The organism is Mesorhizobium sp. P3_A10, assembly GCF_056403175.1.
In genome coordinates this window covers 293624-309483 of the sequence record NZ_JBFUFZ010000001.1, presented here as the reverse complement: position 1 = coordinate 309483, position 15860 = coordinate 293624, and the positions used below count along the sequence as shown (strand labels likewise).

General features: G+C 62.6%; 19 protein-coding genes. 10 read left to right on the top strand and 9 right to left on the bottom strand.

The features are described 5' to 3' along the window. Positions 1-32 precede the first annotated feature (32 nt). Positions 33-965, bottom strand: a complete 933-nt coding sequence (locus tag AC1DXU_RS01520; RefSeq protein ID WP_477363458.1) for an alpha/beta fold hydrolase — start codon at positions 963-965, stop codon at positions 33-35. Positions 966-1176: 211 nt separating this feature from the next. Between AC1DXU_RS01520 and AC1DXU_RS01515 the strand changes: the two genes are divergently transcribed. Together AC1DXU_RS01515 and AC1DXU_RS01510 are read left to right on the top strand one after the other, a co-directional pair. After that, a complete protein-coding gene (locus tag AC1DXU_RS01515) occupies positions 1177-2184 on the top strand; it encodes a ribonuclease T2 family protein (RefSeq protein WP_477363455.1) in 1008 nt (335 codons plus the stop codon). Between the two features lie 84 nt (positions 2185-2268). After that, the gene (locus tag AC1DXU_RS01510; RefSeq protein WP_477363452.1) at positions 2269-2889 is read left to right on the top strand and encodes a hypothetical protein; all 621 of its coding nucleotides are present in this window, start codon (positions 2269-2271) and stop codon (positions 2887-2889) included. Between the two features lie 37 nt (positions 2890-2926). Here AC1DXU_RS01510 and AC1DXU_RS01505 read toward each other — a convergent pair whose 3' ends face one another. Then, a complete protein-coding gene (locus AC1DXU_RS01505) occupies positions 2927-4213 on the bottom strand; it encodes a GGDEF domain-containing protein (protein ID WP_477363449.1) in 1287 nt (428 codons plus the stop codon). Between the two features lie 242 nt (positions 4214-4455). On the opposite strand from AC1DXU_RS01505, the gene ettA reads away from it, so the two are divergent. The 5 genes from ettA to AC1DXU_RS01480 all read left to right on the top strand — a co-directional run bounded on the left by ettA (position 4456) and on the right by AC1DXU_RS01480 (position 9213). Next, a complete protein-coding gene (gene ettA / locus AC1DXU_RS01500; protein ID WP_477244549.1) occupies positions 4456-6105 on the top strand; it encodes an energy-dependent translational throttle protein EttA in 1650 nt (549 codons plus the stop codon). Positions 6106-6150: 45 nt separating this feature from the next. Continuing rightward, the gene (gene tam / locus AC1DXU_RS01495; protein ID WP_477363446.1) at positions 6151-6921 is read left to right on the top strand and encodes a trans-aconitate 2-methyltransferase; all 771 of its coding nucleotides are present in this window, start codon (positions 6151-6153) and stop codon (positions 6919-6921) included. A gap of 105 nt (positions 6922-7026) precedes the next feature. After that, positions 7027-7362, top strand: a complete 336-nt coding sequence (locus tag AC1DXU_RS01490; RefSeq protein ID WP_477363443.1) for a hypothetical protein — start codon at positions 7027-7029, stop codon at positions 7360-7362. Positions 7363-7479: 117 nt separating this feature from the next. Then, a complete protein-coding gene (locus AC1DXU_RS01485) occupies positions 7480-8601 on the top strand; it encodes a beta-ketoacyl-ACP synthase III (RefSeq protein WP_477363440.1) in 1122 nt (373 codons plus the stop codon). A 195-nt stretch (positions 8602-8796) separates the two neighbouring features. After that, the gene (locus tag AC1DXU_RS01480) at positions 8797-9213 is read left to right on the top strand and encodes a GFA family protein (RefSeq protein WP_477363438.1); all 417 of its coding nucleotides are present in this window, start codon (positions 8797-8799) and stop codon (positions 9211-9213) included. Positions 9214-9238: 25 nt separating this feature from the next. Here AC1DXU_RS01480 and AC1DXU_RS01475 read toward each other — a convergent pair whose 3' ends face one another. The 3 genes from AC1DXU_RS01475 to AC1DXU_RS01465 all read right to left on the bottom strand — a co-directional run bounded on the left by AC1DXU_RS01475 (position 9239) and on the right by AC1DXU_RS01465 (position 10727). After that, the gene (locus AC1DXU_RS01475; RefSeq protein WP_477363435.1) at positions 9239-9805 is read right to left on the bottom strand and encodes a methyltransferase family protein; all 567 of its coding nucleotides are present in this window, start codon (positions 9803-9805) and stop codon (positions 9239-9241) included. 107 nt (positions 9806-9912) lie between these two features. Further along, the gene (locus AC1DXU_RS01470; protein WP_477365922.1) at positions 9913-10305 is read right to left on the bottom strand and encodes a VOC family protein; all 393 of its coding nucleotides are present in this window, start codon (positions 10303-10305) and stop codon (positions 9913-9915) included. Beyond that, on the bottom strand, positions 10305-10727 hold the full coding sequence (locus AC1DXU_RS01465) for a hypothetical protein (RefSeq protein WP_477363432.1): 423 nt from the start codon (positions 10725-10727) through the stop codon (positions 10305-10307). The genes AC1DXU_RS01470 and AC1DXU_RS01465 overlap by 1 nt, the downstream gene beginning before the upstream one ends. A 114-nt stretch (positions 10728-10841) precedes the next feature. On the opposite strand from AC1DXU_RS01465, the gene AC1DXU_RS01460 reads away from it, so the two are divergent. Together AC1DXU_RS01460 and AC1DXU_RS01455 are read left to right on the top strand one after the other, a co-directional pair. Then, positions 10842-11483, top strand: a complete 642-nt coding sequence (locus tag AC1DXU_RS01460) for a TetR/AcrR family transcriptional regulator (protein ID WP_477363429.1) — start codon at positions 10842-10844, stop codon at positions 11481-11483. 4 nt (positions 11484-11487) lie between these two features. Next, a complete protein-coding gene (locus tag AC1DXU_RS01455; protein WP_477363426.1) occupies positions 11488-12105 on the top strand; it encodes an MOSC domain-containing protein in 618 nt (205 codons plus the stop codon). A 44-nt stretch (positions 12106-12149) separates the two neighbouring features. On the opposite strand, the gene AC1DXU_RS01450 is transcribed toward AC1DXU_RS01455, so the two are convergent. Continuing rightward, positions 12150-12992: an SDR family oxidoreductase gene (locus tag AC1DXU_RS01450; RefSeq protein ID WP_477363423.1), complete on the bottom strand. Its 843-nt coding sequence runs from the start codon at positions 12990-12992 to the stop codon at positions 12150-12152. Positions 12993-13186: 194 nt separating this feature from the next. After that, positions 13187-14149, bottom strand: coding sequence for a D-amino acid aminotransferase (locus AC1DXU_RS01445; RefSeq protein ID WP_477363420.1), 963 nt, complete (start codon positions 14147-14149; stop codon positions 13187-13189). A gap of 182 nt (positions 14150-14331) precedes the next feature. Here AC1DXU_RS01445 and AC1DXU_RS01440 point away from each other — a divergent pair, with 182 nt between their 5' ends. Then, positions 14332-14838, top strand: coding sequence for a hypothetical protein (locus AC1DXU_RS01440; protein ID WP_477363417.1), 507 nt, complete (start codon positions 14332-14334; stop codon positions 14836-14838). A 152-nt stretch (positions 14839-14990) separates the two neighbouring features. Here the strand turns inward: AC1DXU_RS01440 and AC1DXU_RS01435 are convergent, their stop codons facing one another. Together AC1DXU_RS01435 and tsaA are read right to left on the bottom strand one after the other, a co-directional pair. Continuing rightward, complete coding sequence (locus tag AC1DXU_RS01435) at positions 14991-15305, bottom strand: DUF2293 domain-containing protein (RefSeq protein ID WP_477363414.1); 315 nt, start codon at positions 15303-15305, stop codon at positions 14991-14993. Continuing rightward, a complete protein-coding gene (tsaA, locus tag AC1DXU_RS01430) occupies positions 15302-15823 on the bottom strand; it encodes a tRNA (N6-threonylcarbamoyladenosine(37)-N6)-methyltransferase TrmO (protein ID WP_477363412.1) in 522 nt (173 codons plus the stop codon). Before tsaA ends, AC1DXU_RS01435 begins: the two co-directional genes overlap by 4 nt. Between the last annotated feature and the right edge of the window lie 37 nt (positions 15824-15860).

Here is a 15860-nt window from a genome sequence, read left to right as displayed (position 1 = left end):
CGCTGTCACGACCCTTGCGCTGGGCCAAGCCTTCATCGCTTCACCACGCCGTCGGCCCAAGCCGCGAACTCGTCCATGATGATGTCTCGATTCACCTCGTTGAGGCTTTCGTGGCGGGTCTCGGCGTAAACCCTTGAAACGAGATTCGAAAAGCCCATCATGTGCATGCGGCCAGTGAGATGGCTGACCGCCTTGCCGCCATCCGTGGACGGGTCCTTCTCACCACCAACCAGATTGACGAACAGGTTGCGCCGCACGGTCGCGAAATTGCGGTTACTGCCGCCGTTGAGCGCCATCTGGACGATGTCCTGCCACATCGACACCGATGCGTCCCAGCCGCACAGCGGGTCGGCGATGTACTTGGCCACCTCTGCCTCGTCGCGCGACAGCCAGTCGAACGGTGTGCGGTGGTTGGGTACGGCCTTGCCCCAGGCCTGAAAGGTCAGTCTGGGTAGCACGCGCGACGGCACGTCGGAGCCCAGCCGGAATTTCTCCCAGGCGAGAACGGCCAGCGCCACCTGGCCAAGCAGACCGGCGGAGAAATTGCCGTTCCAGATGGCGGCGGCATGGATGCGTGCGGAGTGGCGCAGGACGAAGTTCAGCGCCACCGACGCGCCCATGGAATGGCCAAAGACAATGACCGGCAGGCTAGGCTGTTCCCTAGCGATGAGATCGTGGACGGCCACGACATCGGCGACGACCTTGGCGCCACCCTCCGCATCGGCGAACCTGCCAAGCGGCGCGTCCGGCGCCGTGGTGGCGCCGTGGCCGCGATGGTCATGCGCGTAGACGTGGTAGCCGCGCTCGGCAAGGAAATCGGCGAAGCGGGCATAGCGCGCGGCGTGCTCGGCCAGCCCGTGATTGATCTGGACGACGGCGCGCGCAGCGCCTGTCGCGTGCTTCACATAGAGGTTGAGCGCGGCCCCGGTCGGGGAGGCCAGCGTCGTCTGCTTGTCAAATGGCATGTCTCGCTCCCGTCGGCGACTGTTGGGCGACGGCGCGATCAACGTCAAGGGATGTCACGGTTCGGGTGGAGGCGGGCTGATCCTGATCAACCATTCGTGAGGTATGACGGACAGGCGAGTGGCGATTGTTTTTGCGACAGGCGAAAGAAATCGTAATTCTGACATGTCGCAAGTTTCTAGGTTGCCCGACTGAATCGTTAGGAGTGCTGGAATGCGGATATCGGCGATATGGGGTGCGGTGTTTCTTGCCCTGGCTGGCACAGGCGTGGCGCAAGCCGACGTGAAGATGAGCGGCTCCTTCGTGGCCGATGCCGCCTGTCCGGCGACACAAGGCATCAAGAGCGGCAAGAACCCCGGCAATGTATCGACCGCGGCCGGGCAGAGCTACGATCTCCTGGCGGGCAACAAGGATGCGCCGACGCACTATCTCATCCGCGTTCCAGGCGCAGATCCGGAGCGTCGCTGGGTCAAGATCAGCTGCGGCCACGTCTCCGGCGGCAGCGCGGCGACCGTGCCGGTTGCGCCGGCCGACCAGGGCAAGGCGGCGGCCTCGGGAAAGCCCGAATATGTCTTCGCGCTGAGCTGGCAGCCGGCTTTTTGCGAAACCAAATCCAGCAAGCCCGAATGCCAGGCGCAGACGAAGACCGGTTTCGACGCGACGCATTTCACCTTGCATGGGCTGTGGCCGCAGCCGAACGGAAATTTCTATTGCCAGGTGCCGGCAAGCGATAAGGCCAACGACAATCCTGCTCACTGGAAGGAACTGCCGGTGGTCGATCTCGATGCGACTACGCGAGCCGAGCTTGACCAGGTGATGCCTGGCACGGCTTCCAAGCTCGAGCGGCATGAGTGGATCAAGCACGGCACCTGCTACGGCAAGAGCCAGCAGGAGTATTTTGCCGACGCCTTGAACCTGATGCGCGCGGTCAACGCTTCGCCAGTGCGCGAGCTGTTCACCAAAAACGTCGGCAAGCAGCTGACCTCGGACGCGATCCGCAGTGCATTCGACAGCGCCTTCGGCGCCGGGGCGGGTGAGCGGGTCCGTGTTTCCTGTCTGGTCGATCCTTCAAGCGGCAGACGGCTGATCGGCGAGCTGACGCTGGGCCTGACCGGTCCGATTGGTCCGAACAGTTCTTTGGGCGACCTGATGCTGGCCTCCGCGCCGACGACCAAGGCCGGTTGCCCCAAGGGTGGCGTCGACGCAGCAGGATTCCAGTAAGCGAGGCGGATTCAAGAAAGGCGGGTCGACAAGTCGCTTTGCCGCGACGCGATGGTATGGTTTGAGCATTCGATGGGGGTGGCGATGAGTGGCATGACGAGCGGCGTGCTGGCGCGGCTGGCGTTCTGGGCCAGGGGCATGACCGCAATCCGGGACGGTCGCATGGAATGGCCGGGGTTTTCCTACACCGAGCCGGAATGGACGCGGATGCGAACACTCGCCGCGCCAATCGGCGCCGGCACCTACCAGCTATTCACTTGGGTCAATGCCGCGATCTTCATCGCCATCGCCATCGCTGCGCTTGGCATTTTCTGCGTCTTCCTGCCGCTGGCAACACTTCTGTTTCCGGTGCCGGCCGAGACCAGCGCGCTCAAGTTTTCGCTGCTGCTGGCGGCCTGCGCGTTCCTGATCATCGGGCTCGGCCTGCCGATTTCCTTGCGCCTTTCAAGCGCGCTCGTCGCCTCGAAAGCCATACGTGCAGCATTGGTCGCCGCACCTGGCGACGAGGCCCTTACGGCAAAAGTGTCCTGGCAGATCAACCGCATCACGCTGGTCATGTGCGGCCTACTGGTGCCGGGCATTCTTCTGTTCATTGCCTACGACATCAATGCCGGACCGATCATCACCGCCCTGAAATGGCTGGCGATCGCGCTGATGGGGGTTTCGGTCGCGATCGGCGCCTTGCAACGGAAAAAGCAGGGCTGACCGTCGGCTGCCCAAGGGCGAACGGCTCGCTGACGACTTATCCGCCGGCGCCCTGTTCTGAGCGGCTCCACGCGTCGAGCCTGTCGGCGTTGGGTTCGCCGATGACACGGTCGCGTCCGGTCAGCTTGGCCTTGTAGAGGCGCTGGTCGGCAAGGGCAAAAAGATCGGCAAGGCGTTGCGTGCTGTCACTGACGGTGGAGACGCCGGCGCTGACGGTAAGGTCGAACTTTCTGGTGATAGCGGATGCCTTGACCGCGTGCCTGACGCTTTCGCCCAGCAACCTGGCGAGCGGATGCGGCCGGGCGCAGAGAATGGCGAATTCCTCGCCGCCGATCCGGAACACCTGGCCCTCGGCGCCCACAGTCTCGGTCAGCACCGTGGCAATGGTTTTCAGGACCTTGTCGCCCTCGGCATGGCCGAAGCGGTCGTTGATCGATTTGAAGTGGTCGACATCGATGATCAGCAGGCTGAGCGGCTTGGCCATGCGCAAACTGACCGCTACGGCGGTTTCGCCGTCGGTTTCGAAGCTGCCGCGATGCAAGAGGCCGGTGAGGCCGTCGCGGCCGACATGCTTGACCAGCGCCTCATAGCGCTCGCGATAGGTCAGCGTGTCGAAGATGTCAGAAAGTCCGCGCGGCACCGCGATCTGCCGCGCTTCGAACCAGCGCAGATAGGCGACAAGCATGGCGCTGTAGGTCAGCGCTGCCGCCATCTTGGCGAACCAGCCGCCGAAGAAAACAGCAATCGGTGCTCCGGCGACGAAATGCAGCGCGGTGAAAAATCCCGCCTGGTCGAAGGTCAGCACGCAAGCGACGGAGATCAGGATGCGGGTGAAAAGCGCCTGGCGAAGATAACGCCCAAGCTTTTCATAAAGCAGGATGATCAGGATGGCGTCGATGAACAGCAGCGACGTGCCCCACACCATCAGCCAGCCCATCTCGTCGATGAAGCCGATGTCCGGGAGCTTGCCGTCGGGAAGGGGCGAAATCGCATGCAGGCGCAGGATCAGCACAAGTCCGATCATCAGCGCATTGCCGAGCAGCAGCCCATAGATCGGCTGCCGGACGGTGGCCGCGTCCTCCTTGATGTAAAGCAGCAGCAGCATCACCAGCTTGCCGGAAAACAGCACCGCCGAGCCCGGCGACACCATGCCAAAGGGCAAAGCGACATAGAAGACGCTGGCGAGATATGTTTCCAGGAAGTGCATGACGCCGAGCGCGCAGACGAAGACGCCAAGGCCGATGCGGTGCCTGAAACGGAAGAGCGAGACCATGACGCCGAAGTAGAGAACCGCTTCGGCAAGGAGCAGGAAACTGTTCAGCAATGCCGTCGATCCCGATCTCTGCGGAAATCGCCACGTGCCAGCGATTCCCATCCGATACCGTTTTGACGGCGAATCCTTAACCGCTGCTTTCGCCCGGTCTGGCAGCGATCCGAAAACTTCGATGACAAGATGGCGCTTCCAGCCTGGGGAAAGCTTCAAAGCGCCAAAAGCGATTGCCGTTCGGCACGGCATCGCCTACATAGCGCGCAACTTCCATCCATTCTGATCAAGGAAAAGCGCGCGTGGCACGCCAGTTCATCTATCACATGGCCGGCCTCAACAAGGCCTATGGCACCAAGAAGGTGCTCGAAAACATCCATCTCTCCTTCTATCCCGACGCCAAGATCGGCATCCTTGGCCCCAACGGCTCGGGCAAGTCGACGATCCTCAAGATCATGGCCGGGCTCGACAAGGAGTGGAACGGCGAGGCGTGGCTGGCCGAAGGCGCCACCGTCGGCTATCTGGCGCAGGAGCCGGCGCTCGATCCGAAGAAGACCGTGTTCGAAAACATCATGGAAGGCGTTGCCGCCAAGACCGCCATCATCGAGCGCTACAACGAATTGATGATGAACTATTCCGACGAGACGGCCGACGAGTCGGCCAAGCTCCAGGACGAGATGGACCGGCTGAACCTGTGGGATCTCGAACAGCAGGTCGAGATGGCGATGGAAGCACTCGGCTGCCCGCCCAAGGATTCGGAAGTCACCAAGCTGTCGGGCGGTGAGCGCCGCCGCGTCGCGCTTTGCCAGCTTCTGCTGCGCCAGCCCGACCTGCTGTTGCTCGACGAACCGACCAACCATCTCGACGCCGAAACTACGGCGTGGCTGGAAAAGCATCTGCGCGCCTATCCGGGCGCGGTGATGATCATCACCCACGATCGCTACTTCCTCGACAATGTCACCGGCTGGATCCTCGAGCTCGATCGCGGCCGCGGCATTCCCTATGAGGGCAACTACACCAAATATCTCGAAGCCAAGGCCAAGCGCCTCAAGCAGGAAGGCCGCGAGGACGACGCCCGCCAGCGCGCCATCGGCCGCGAGCGCGAGTGGATCCAGTCGAGCCCGAAGGCCCGGCAGACCAAGTCCAAGGCGCGTATCCAGGCGTTCCAGGATCTTCTGGATGCAGCCGACAAGCGGCGTCCGAGCGATACGCAGATCGTCATTCCGCATGGCGAGCGGCTCGGCAATGTGGTGATCGAGGCCGAAGGCCTGTCGAAGGGCTTTGGCGATACGCTGCTGATCGACGGGCTGGAATTCAAGCTGCCGCCCGGCGGCATCGTCGGCGTCATCGGCCCGAACGGCGCCGGCAAGACGACGCTGTTTCGCATGATCACCGGCCAGGAAAAGCCGGATGGCGGTTCGGTTCGTATCGGCGAAACCGTCAAGCTCGGCTATGTCGACCAGAGTCGCGATGCGCTCGATCCGTCAAAGACGGTGTGGGAAGAAATCTCGGGCGGCGCCGAAGTGGTCAAGCTCGGCAAGTTCGAGGCCAACACCCGCGCCTATTGCGCGTCGTTCAACTTCCGTGGCGGCGACCAGCAGCAGAAGGTCGGTAATTTGTCCGGCGGCCAGCGCAACCGCGTGCATCTGGCAAAAATGCTGAAGACCGGCGGCAATGTTCTGCTGCTCGACGAACCGACAAACGATCTCGATACTGAAACGCTGGCGGCACTCGAAGACGCGCTGGAGAATTTCGGCGGCTGCGCCGTCATCATCTCGCACGATCGCATGTTCCTCGACCGGCTGGCGACGCACATCCTCGCCTTCGAAGGCGACAGCCATGTCGAGTGGTTCGAGGGCAATTTCGAGGATTACGAGCAGGACAAGATCCGCAGGCTCGGCCCGGATGCCGTCAATCCGCACCGCATGACCTATAAGAGGCTGACGCGGTAAGGCACTGATTTGGGGTCGGGTTCTCGAATAATTTGAGGAGCTGAAATGGCTGATTGGTCCGCCGCCCAATATCTGAAGTTCGAGGACGAGCGCACGCGGCCGGCGCGCGATCTGGTGGCGCAGGTGCCGGTGGATTTTCCGCGCCGGGTGGTCGATATCGGCTGCGGGCCGGGCAATTCGACCGAACTTTTGGTCGAGCGCTGGCCGGATGCGCAGGTGAGCGGCTTCGACACCTCTCCCGACATGATCGAAAAGGCGAGGGCGCGCCTGCCGAGCGTCACCTTCGATCTGGCGGATGCGTCTGAGTGGCAGCCTGCCGAACCGGTCAACGTGATCTTCGCCAATGCGGTGTTCCAGTGGCTGCCGGAGCATCCCGCGGTCTTCCAGCGGATGATGGGGTTTTTGGCGCCGGGCGGCGCGCTCGCCATCCAGATGCCGGACAACCTCGGCGAGCCCTCGCACCAGCTGATGCGCGAGACGGCAGCCGAAATGCCGTTCGCCGGGAAGATGGCCGGTGCGGCACGCGGGCTGTTGCCACCGGTGTCGTTCTACTATGATCTGTTGTCGCCAGTCTCCGAACGGCTCGATATCTGGCACACCGCCTACAACCATCCGCTGGCCGATGCCGAGGCCATCGTCGAATGGGTGAAGGCAACGGGGCTGAAGCCGTTCCTCGATCCGCTTGAAACGGACGAGCGCAAGATGTTCCTCGAAGCCTACACGGCGAAGATCGCCAAGGCCTATCCGAAGACGGCGAACGGCAAGGTGCTGCTGCGCTTTCCCCGGCTCTTCATTGTTGCCAAGCAGGCCGCTTAGAAACGATTAGCTACGCCGGGCCGGGACGCTTGACCCGATTTCGCCACCATGCGCATTTCATCGCATTGAGATCGCGATCAATTGCCGCGCGGCAAGAGGTGGATGATGACACTGAGCAAAATACTTCTCGGCAGCAGCGTATGCGTGGCTGCCATGCTTGCCTTCTCGATGTCGGCTGAAGCCAAGCGGGCGCGCTGCTTCACCAGCGACGATGGCTATTTCTCCTGCAATTACAGGGCAGTGGACAGCGCTGGCAGCTTCCGCATTTCGGCGCCGGGATATCCGACCTATGTGCTTGAAGTCGACGGACCGGGCTTTGCCTATGGCTATGTCAATCTCGGCCGCCGCAATGTGCCGCTGCCGGGGCAATTCGTGCGCAGCCGCGACGACGGCGCGTGCTGGAACAATCCGCAGACCAACACCAAGCTCTGCGCCTGGTGAGGTTCAGCCGACATTTGGTTTGAGTTGGCGTAGACCGCCGGGATGAGAAAAGTGTTGCGCCGGGCATTCTCGACGCCCACATGAAGCCGCAACGCCTGCGCATGGGACGGACTGGAAATGCATCGCGTCATCATCAGCGGCATCGGCGTCGAAATCCCCGAACCCAAGATCACCAATGAGGAACTGGTCGCCAGCTTCAATGCCTGGGTCGACATCGAGAATGCGCGCCGCGACGGCACCGACGAGCCGCCGCTATCGAAATCGGACAGCGCTTTCATCGTCCATGCCTCGGGTGTCCAGACCCGGCATGTGATCGAGCGGGAAGGCATTCTCGACCCGACCCGCATGACGCCACGCATTCCGGCGCGGTCCGACGAGGCGCTGTCGCTGGAGGCCGAGTTCGGCATCGCCTCGGCCAGGAAAGCGCTCGACCATGCCGGGCTGAAGCCTGGGGGTATCGACCTGGTGATCTGCTCGGCCTCGCATCACCAGCGGCCCTATCCGGCGATCGCCATCGAGATGCAGGAGGCGCTGGGCACCAAGGGCGCCGGCTTCGACATGGGGCTCGGCTGCTCGTCGGCGGCGGCGGCCTTGCACATCGCGGTCAATCTGGTGCGAGCAGGCGCGCATAAGCGCGTGCTGATAACGACGCCCGAGATCATCACCGGCCATCTCAATTTCCGCGACCGGCAGACGCATTTCATCTTCGGCGACGCTTCGGTGTCGATGGTCGTCGAGGGGCTTGCCAAGGGCGAGAGGCGGCCGGGCCGCTTCGAGGTGCTGGACACGCGTACCTGGACGCAGATGTCCAACAACATCCGCACCAATCTCGGCTACCACACCCGCACCGCCCAGGACGATCCCTATATGATCAACCTGGAAGGCAATCTGATCAAGCAGGTCGGCAACAAGGTGTTCAAGGAAGTCACCGTTGCCGGGCACAAATTCATCGTCGAATTCTTGGGCGAGCACGGGTTGACACCGCAAGCCATCCGGCGCTTCTGGCTGCATCAGGCCAATGCCCGCATGAACGCCATGATCCTGAAACTGGCCTTCGGCCATGAGGTCGACCATGACCGCGCGCCTATGGTGCTGGAGCGGCTCGGCAACACTGCCGGCGCCGGCGCCATCATCGCGCTGTCGGAGAACCACGCCGACATGAAGCCCGGCGATTTCGGCTTGATCTGCGCGTTTGGCGCGGGGTATTCTATTGGCGGCGCGTTGCTGAGAATGCTCTAAGCAGGTCGATATTCAGCCAGCCTGCAGACGGCGGCGCCTCGCGTTCCTGTCCGCGTCGTCAGGGTTCTCGACCAGCCTGGTCGCTTCGCGCCCGTCTTCCACTCCCCATTCCGCCTAATCTCAACACACCCTGTGTTCGGGAGTGTCTCGGTTTGAAATCAACACAGATCTCGCTCTAGAAAACGGAGGTTTCCAATGCTTGACGCCCGATGCAGTTGCGGCAATCTCACCCTGACGCTTCCACAAGCATCAGAACTGGTTATCGCCTGTCATTGTCTCGACTGCCAACGCAGAACCGGCGCGCCATTTGGCGTCGGCGCTTTTTATCCGGCCGACGCCGTCGCCATTTCCGGAACCGCTAACGAGTTCATCCGCGATGCGGCAAGCGGCGGCAAGGTCCACAGCTACTTTTGTCCAAACTGCGGCTCAACGGTCTATTGGAAGGCCGACAGGCTGCCGTCGCTGATCGGCGTTGCCGTCGGCGCGCTGACAGACCCAAAATACCCGCCCCCCGTCAGATCGGTTTTTGAGCAGTCGAAACATGATTGGATTCAAATTGACGGGGCCGTCGAACACTTCCAGCAAAGCAGTGTAGCAAAGAATTCAAACTGAGCTGGCGTCCACGCGTTTTGCCGCGTCAGGCCGGTGCAAATGGCACCAGCATCGGCACCCGCCTGGCATAGTCGTCATAGGCGTTGCCCAGTTCGCCGCGCAAAAAACGCTCCTCAAGCCTTGCCTTCATGACGATGCCGATGGTGAGAAAGACCGCGCCGGCTATGCCCCAGGCCGTGCCTTTGGCCGCCATGGTGGCAAGGATGGCCAGCAGCAGCCCGGTGTAAATCGGGTGGCGAACCAGCCCATAGGGACCGGTGTCGATGACACGATGTTCGGCCTTAGCTGTCACCGAGGCCGACCAGAGACGGCCGAGATGCAACCGCGCCCACCAGCAGAAGGCGAGCCCGACTGCAATCAGCGCGACGCAGATCCAGGCCTCGGCAACGTTGGGAAACCACAAGCGAAGTCGCCCGACATAGTTATGTGCCGGAATGAACAACAGGATGGTGCCGAGCACCAGTACGGCCCGGTAAGGGAATTCGGCCTGCAAGCTGGCGCGCTTTTCAGCCGGGTCGGCCCAGAAGGCGGCCGTCGCCCAGGATACAACCCAGATCAGCCAAAGTGCCGCGATTGCAGATCCTGGACGCATGACGAAACCTCTTGGTCTGAGGCCATCATGTAATCGGCGCGGCACGGCGGCAATGCGGCGCGGCACCGAAACGATCCCAGTTCGGCGGAGAAGGTCGTGATCTGCACTCAGCCGCCGGAGAACATCCACTGCACGCCAAAGGCGTCGACGAGCATGCCGAAGCTGGTTCCCCAATATTGCCGCGCCAGGGGCACGGTGATCCGGCCGCCCGCGGCCATGCGGCTGAAAAGCTCCTGCATCGCGGCCAGGTCGTCGAACTCCAGCATCATGGCGGAGCCTTTCATCGGCTCCGCATCGTCATTGTCTGAGGCATGAAACAGCACGCCCGGACCTTCGAATCGCGCGTGCAGAACTTTTCCGCGCATGGCTTCGGTCCGCACCGGCATGTTGTTGTCGCCCCAGCGCAGCAGGATAGTTCCCCGGCCGAGGCCGCACTGTTCGTAGAAGGCCAGTGCCGGCTCGCAATCCGTGGTGAAGAACAGCGAAGGGGAGAGCCGCATCATGCCGCTGCGGCGGTCGCCGCGGCGATCAGCGCGTCGCCTGTATATTGCCTGTTGCCGATGCCCCAGCCGCCGTCTGGTGCGTTGACGATGTTGATCCAGGTGTTTTCAGCCTTGTGGTCCGGCACGCAGAGCTCGGCCACAATCCCTGCGGCAGTTGTGATGAAGGCGCTTCGGGCTTCAATTGAGCTGAGGCCGATGTTCGGCAGCTTCAACTCGACCATGACGACGGGCCGATTGGCGCCGCCCGCATAGATCTGGTGAGGCGGCAGGATGTGAACCGTGCCGCCGACGATCGCGGTGAAGAATGAATTGCCGGTGGCGCCGGAGGCTTCGATGAGGGCAGCGCTGAGACGCGGCAGGATTTCGCGTTCGCCCGCTGGCGTCAGCACGCCTTCCGGCGCGGTTACGGTGATTGGCATTTGGGTCTCTCCTCCATTTGAACGACATGGCCTTGGTGAAGCTCTCTTGCCATGTTTCATATCAATCGATACGTTATGATCGGAAGGCCGTCAACAGGTTTCGTATCGATCGCTATGAATAATTCCGAAAAGCCGCGTGGCGGCAGGCCACGCGCCTTCGACCCCGACGGGGCGCTCGATGCGGCGATGCATCTGTTCTGGCAACACGGCTATGAAGCAACGTCGCTGGCCATGTTGCGCGAGGCGATGGGGCTGACGCCGCCGCAAATCTACAGTGCCTTCACCGACAAGGAGACATTGTTCCGCAAGGCGCTCGCGCGCTACCACGAGACCGAGATAGGCTTTGCGCTGGAGGCGCTGAGCGCGCCGGTGTCGACGCAGGAAGCCGTCCGGCGATTGCTGCTCGGCGCGGCGGACGCCTATTCCAGGCCGGGCAAGCCCGGCGGCTGCCTGTTTGTCCGCGGCGCGCTTGCTGCCTCGCCGCAGGCGCAGAACATTGCCGATGAACTCAGAAACTTCCGCAAGGCGAGCGAAGCGGCGATTGCGGAACGGCTGGCGAGCGGCCGGGCAAAGGGCGATCTGCCGGAAAACCTCTCCGTCGAGGGGTTCGCCAAATATCTGGCCGGCGTCATGAATGGCATGTCGATCCAGGCGCGAGACGGCGCTTCGACCGAAGAGTTGCGCAGTTTGGCCCGAACCGCTCTTGCGGCGTGGCCGGTGGAGGGGCAAAACCAAGGCGCATCATCCAAGGAATGAAGCCATGCTGGATCTCTTCCCGGAAACTCAAAAGCCGGTCGAAATCATCCCGGGGCGAAAGCTCGCCGCCAAAGTCTCCGCCCTCTACGTCGCGCCATCGGATCACTTTGAGACGCGTCCGGTGGAGGAATTGGAGCTTGGCTTCGACGGCATATCAGGCGATTTCCACGCCGGCGCGACGCGGCGCTCGGGCGGGCGCGAGCCCTGGTATCCACGCGGCACCGAAATGCGCAACGAGCGGCAGCTGTCGATCGTGGCGGCGGACGAACTGGCGATCGTTGCCGACCGGATGGGGCTGGCGGAGATCAAGCCGGAGTGGATCGGCGCCAATCTCGTGATCGAAGGGGTGCCGAACCTCTCCATGCTGCCTTCAGGCACGCTGCTGTTCTTCAAAGGGGGTGTGACCATCAAGGTCGACGCGCAGAACGGGCCATGCCGCATCGCCGGCCGATCGATCGCCGAAAAAGCGGGAATGGCAGACGTCGAAGCCGGTGCGCTGCTCTTTCCCAAATCCGCCAAACGGCTGCGCGGTCTCGTCGCCTGGGTCGAGAAGCCAGGTATGATCACTATCGGCGAGGAGATCTCCGTGCGCGTGCCGGAGCAGTGGATCTATCAGAGCTAGCAGGGCAGGGGCTACGCCGCCTGCGGCGGCGTAGCGATATTGCCTCAGGCGGCCTTGCGGTTCTTCTTCGCGCCCTGCGCGATGTCGGAGACATGGTCCCACTTTTCCCAGGTGGCGATGCGATTGGCGTATTCCTGCTTGATCATCGGCAGGCCGCCATCGCCGAAGAATACCCTGAGCGGTGGCTCGGCGGCATCGACGATGGCCAGCATCGCCGGGCCGGTGGCCTCGGGATCGCCAGCGACGGAATTGGCGCGGCGCTCGGCCATCTTGGCGCGAGCGGGCGCGTAGGCCTCGATCGCCTTGGAAACTTTGGCTGAAGCGCCGGACCAGTCGGTGGAGAAGCCGCCCGGCTCGACCAGTGTCACATGGATGCCGAATTCCGCGACTTCGATGTTGAGCGACTGGCTGAAGGCTTCCAGCGCCCATTTCGAGGCGTGGTAGAGGCCAAGCGAGGCAAAGGCGTTGACGCCGCCGATCGACGAGATCTGGATGATGTGGCCGGAGTGCTGCGCCCGCATGATCGGCAGCGCAGCCTGGGTCACCCACAGGGCGCCGAACACGTTGGTTTCGATCTGGTCGCGGGCTTCCTGTTCGCTGACTTCCTCGATGGCGCCGAAATGGCCATAGCCGGCATTGTTGATGACGACGTCTAGCCGGCCAAAACGCTTGTGCGCCTCGGCAATCGCGGCATCGACAGCCGCCTTGTCGGTGACGTCGAGCTTTATCGCAGCGATCCTGTCGCCATATCTTTCGACCAGATCGGAAAGCGTTCCGGCGTCACGGGCCGTCGCCGCAACCCGGTCGCCACGGGCAAGTGCCGCTTCCGCCCAGACGCGGCCAAAACCTTTCGACGATCCGGTAATAAACCAAACCTTGCTTGTCATGATCCACCAATTCTCAATGATCTAGAGTTCTTGCCTGACCATGATCTTTTCCGAAAACCGGATTCCACTTTTCGGGATCATGGTCGAAACGGAGGCTTCTCCGTTTCGCTCATATATGAAGCGACGTCAGAGCATCCAAGATCGACGCACATTTTGTTGATGTGGGGCGGGCAAGGCGTCTGGCAAGGGATCGGTCAGGGGTAGTGTACCTGGCTCGACCAGGCCGGGTCGTCATGCTTCTGCCAATAGAGCGCCATCAGCCGGCTGGTGATCGCGCCGACCTTGCCGTCCGCCACCGGGGCGTCGTCGATGGCCGTGACCGGCATAATGCCGCCAGCGGTCGAGGTGATGAAGACCTCATCGGCGGCACGCAGCGCGGCGACGCTGACGTCGGCCGCGGTGGCGGCAAGTCCGACCTCGGCGCAGAGGTCGAAGACGGTGCGCCTGGTGATGCCGGGCAGCACGCCGACGGCCGGCGTCGACAGTCTGCCGTCCTTGACGCAAAAGACGTTGAAGCCCGGGCCTTCGGCGACATTGCCGTTGAAGTCGAGGAGCATTGCCGTCTCGGCGCCGTGGTCGTAGGCATCGTAGAGGCCACGCACCAGATCGAGCCAGTGATAGTTCTTGATCGCCGGGTCGATCGAGGCCGGCGGAATGCGCACCTTGTCGCTGATGGCAACACGCAGGCCGCGCTGCAATTGCTCGGCATTGGCGACCGAGCCGAAGGGGACGGCGAAAGCCATGAAGCGGTTGACCGCCTGGCGCGGGTCGCGGCTGAAGGTCGGCGAGGCGCCGCGCGTGCACAGCATCTCGACATAGGCGGCGCGATGGCCCGACAGCGCCACGCAATTGTGCAGGATTTCGCTGACGCCATCGCGGTCGAACGGGATCGCCATGCGCAGTTTTTGCAAGCCGCCGAAGAAGCGTTCGAGATGCAGGTCGAGACGAAAGAAACGGCCATCCCAGACATGCACCGTGTCGTAGGTGGCGTCGGAATGCAGGAAGCCCCAATCCAGCACCGAGATCTTGGCTTGCGACATCGGCAAATACTGGCCGTCGAGGAAGGCGACGCCGTCGGGATAGGCATGCGGATCGATGTGGCGTTCGGAAAGCAGCGGCAGCGGGCCTGCCACAGGCACTGCAATGTTTTGGCTCATCACGATCTTCCCTTGCCGTCGCCCAATGCGCCCCGATCACGCTATTCGCATCGGGCGGAAGGCATAGAGCCACCCGCATTGCGCTGGTTGTCCGGCCATGACGATCTGGCAGTGACGATCTGGCTGATGCATTGAGATTGGCCTACAATTCTCGGGGGAATGTGGCCGGAGGGGACATGGGCATGCAAGCGGGATTTCGAGCCATCATCTTGGCAATGGGGGTCTTCGTTGCCACTGGCGAAGCCTTTGCCCAGTGCACACGAGAGGGCGAGGAACTGTGCCAAAGCGGCCAGACATACCGTTGCGAAAAGACGGGCAGCGAGCTGACGCCGATCTTTCAGAACCTGCCTTGCGTGGTCAATGTGCCGTCGCTGACCGGCACCTGGGTCGGCAGTGGCCATCAAAGCCCGGCCGGCGCCACCGGCGCCGACTGGTCAATCGCCATGACGATCAACGACAGCGGTGCGTCGATCGATTATCCGTCGCTCAGCTGCGGCGGATCTCTGGCCCAGATTTCCAGGGACGACACCTCTGCCGAATACCGCGAGAGCATCACCTATGGCCAGGACAAGTGCATCGATGGCGGCGCGATCACCGTCAGGTTTTTCAAGGGGAATCTGTCCTGGACCTGGGTCGGCCAGGCGGACGGCCAGCCCTATAACGCCGTCGCCGTGCTGACCCGGCAATAGAGACCGTTTGGAAATTCTACTCTGGCGGCCATCTGGTGGCGTTTTCTGCGCTTCCGTTGCTCACGGACCCAAAAAGTCCGCTGCGCTCCGGTTCTCGAAACCACCACCATATGACTCGCCAGAGCGAATTTCGAAACGGTCTTTCGGGGGCCTCATTCTTCCTCGTCGTCGGAGTCGAGCAGACGCGTGGCGCGCCAGCGGGTCAGCACGATGTTGGTCTGTTCGATGACGAAGAAGCGTGCCGAGTCGCGGTCATAGCCCTCGGCCAGCAGCTTTTCGTAGTCGGTGTGCACATGGCGGATATGAGCAATGGTTGCCAGCCAGACGGCGATCGTCGGCGGTAAGGTCTTCATATGCACCGAACCGGCATCGGTGCGGATCTTTTCCATGTCGGCATAGGGCGCCAGCGGCAGAAGCGCGGTCAATGCCTTGGCGATGGCGCGGCGGCGTCCGGTCGGCGCGCTCACTGTTCACCGCGACTGGGTTCGTCGCGCCCTGCAATGGTCGCCTCGGCAAAGGCATCGGTCGAGGCGAAATAGGGTTTGATGTCGATGACCGGCGTGCCGTCGAGCACATCGATGGCGTCGATATCGATGCGGCCGCTGTCGATGTCGACGGCGATCAGCCTGGCTATATGCAGCCCAACCGGGTTCGGCCGGGCAGGGGAGCGCAGCGAGAAAACGCCTTTCGGTTCAGCCGCATGGCGGGGGGTTTGCACAATCGGAGTCCGCGGCGCGTGGTGCAACCACGACAGGATGACGATGTGGCTGACGCGTCCCAGGGCAAGCAGGCCGGGACGATAGGGCGCCTCGATTGTGAGGACGGCGGCCTGACCCGTTTCCCGCGCCGCGTTCATGTTCTTCGGGCAGCTCTCGCGCGAGGTCCATGGCGAGGCGATGCGGCCGATGAAGACGACATGGCCGTCCGGCGGCATGTCAGCCGGATCGGTTTCCAGAAGCTTTTCGCCGGCGCGGGTCTCGAACATGGTTTTCGCCTCTATCACATGTTCCCACCGATCGTGA

What these genes read in the sequence shown, in the direction of transcription:
- AC1DXU_RS01445 (WP_477363420.1), bottom strand. Translation starts at nt 14,149, where the DNA reads ATGAGCCAAAACATTGCAGTGCCTGTGGCAGGCCCGCTGCCGCTGCTT.
- AC1DXU_RS01520 (WP_477363458.1), bottom strand. Translation starts at nt 965, where the DNA reads ATGCCATTTGACAAGCAGACGACGCTGGCCTCCCCGACCGGGGCCGCG.
- AC1DXU_RS01470 (WP_477365922.1), bottom strand. Translation starts at nt 10,305, where the DNA reads ATGCGGCTCTCCCCTTCGCTGTTCTTCACCACGGATTGCGAGCCGGCA.
- AC1DXU_RS01475 (WP_477363435.1), bottom strand. Translation starts at nt 9,805, where the DNA reads ATGCGTCCAGGATCTGCAATCGCGGCACTTTGGCTGATCTGGGTTGTA.
- AC1DXU_RS01460 (WP_477363429.1), top strand. Translation starts at nt 10,842, where the DNA reads ATGAATAATTCCGAAAAGCCGCGTGGCGGCAGGCCACGCGCCTTCGAC.
- tam (WP_477363446.1), top strand. Translation starts at nt 6,151, where the DNA reads ATGGCTGATTGGTCCGCCGCCCAATATCTGAAGTTCGAGGACGAGCGC.
- AC1DXU_RS01485 (WP_477363440.1), top strand. Translation starts at nt 7,480, where the DNA reads ATGCATCGCGTCATCATCAGCGGCATCGGCGTCGAAATCCCCGAACCC.
- AC1DXU_RS01465 (WP_477363432.1), bottom strand. Translation starts at nt 10,727, where the DNA reads ATGCCAATCACCGTAACCGCGCCGGAAGGCGTGCTGACGCCAGCGGGC.
- AC1DXU_RS01510 (WP_477363452.1), top strand. Translation starts at nt 2,269, where the DNA reads ATGAGTGGCATGACGAGCGGCGTGCTGGCGCGGCTGGCGTTCTGGGCC.
- AC1DXU_RS01440 (WP_477363417.1), top strand. Translation starts at nt 14,332, where the DNA reads ATGCAAGCGGGATTTCGAGCCATCATCTTGGCAATGGGGGTCTTCGTT.
- AC1DXU_RS01480 (WP_477363438.1), top strand. Translation starts at nt 8,797, where the DNA reads ATGCTTGACGCCCGATGCAGTTGCGGCAATCTCACCCTGACGCTTCCA.
- tsaA (WP_477363412.1), bottom strand. Translation starts at nt 15,823, where the DNA reads ATGTTCGAGACCCGCGCCGGCGAAAAGCTTCTGGAAACCGATCCGGCT.
- AC1DXU_RS01515 (WP_477363455.1), top strand. Translation starts at nt 1,177, where the DNA reads ATGCGGATATCGGCGATATGGGGTGCGGTGTTTCTTGCCCTGGCTGGC.
- AC1DXU_RS01490 (WP_477363443.1), top strand. Translation starts at nt 7,027, where the DNA reads ATGACACTGAGCAAAATACTTCTCGGCAGCAGCGTATGCGTGGCTGCC.
- AC1DXU_RS01450 (WP_477363423.1), bottom strand. Translation starts at nt 12,992, where the DNA reads ATGACAAGCAAGGTTTGGTTTATTACCGGATCGTCGAAAGGTTTTGGC.
- AC1DXU_RS01455 (WP_477363426.1), top strand. Translation starts at nt 11,488, where the DNA reads ATGCTGGATCTCTTCCCGGAAACTCAAAAGCCGGTCGAAATCATCCCG.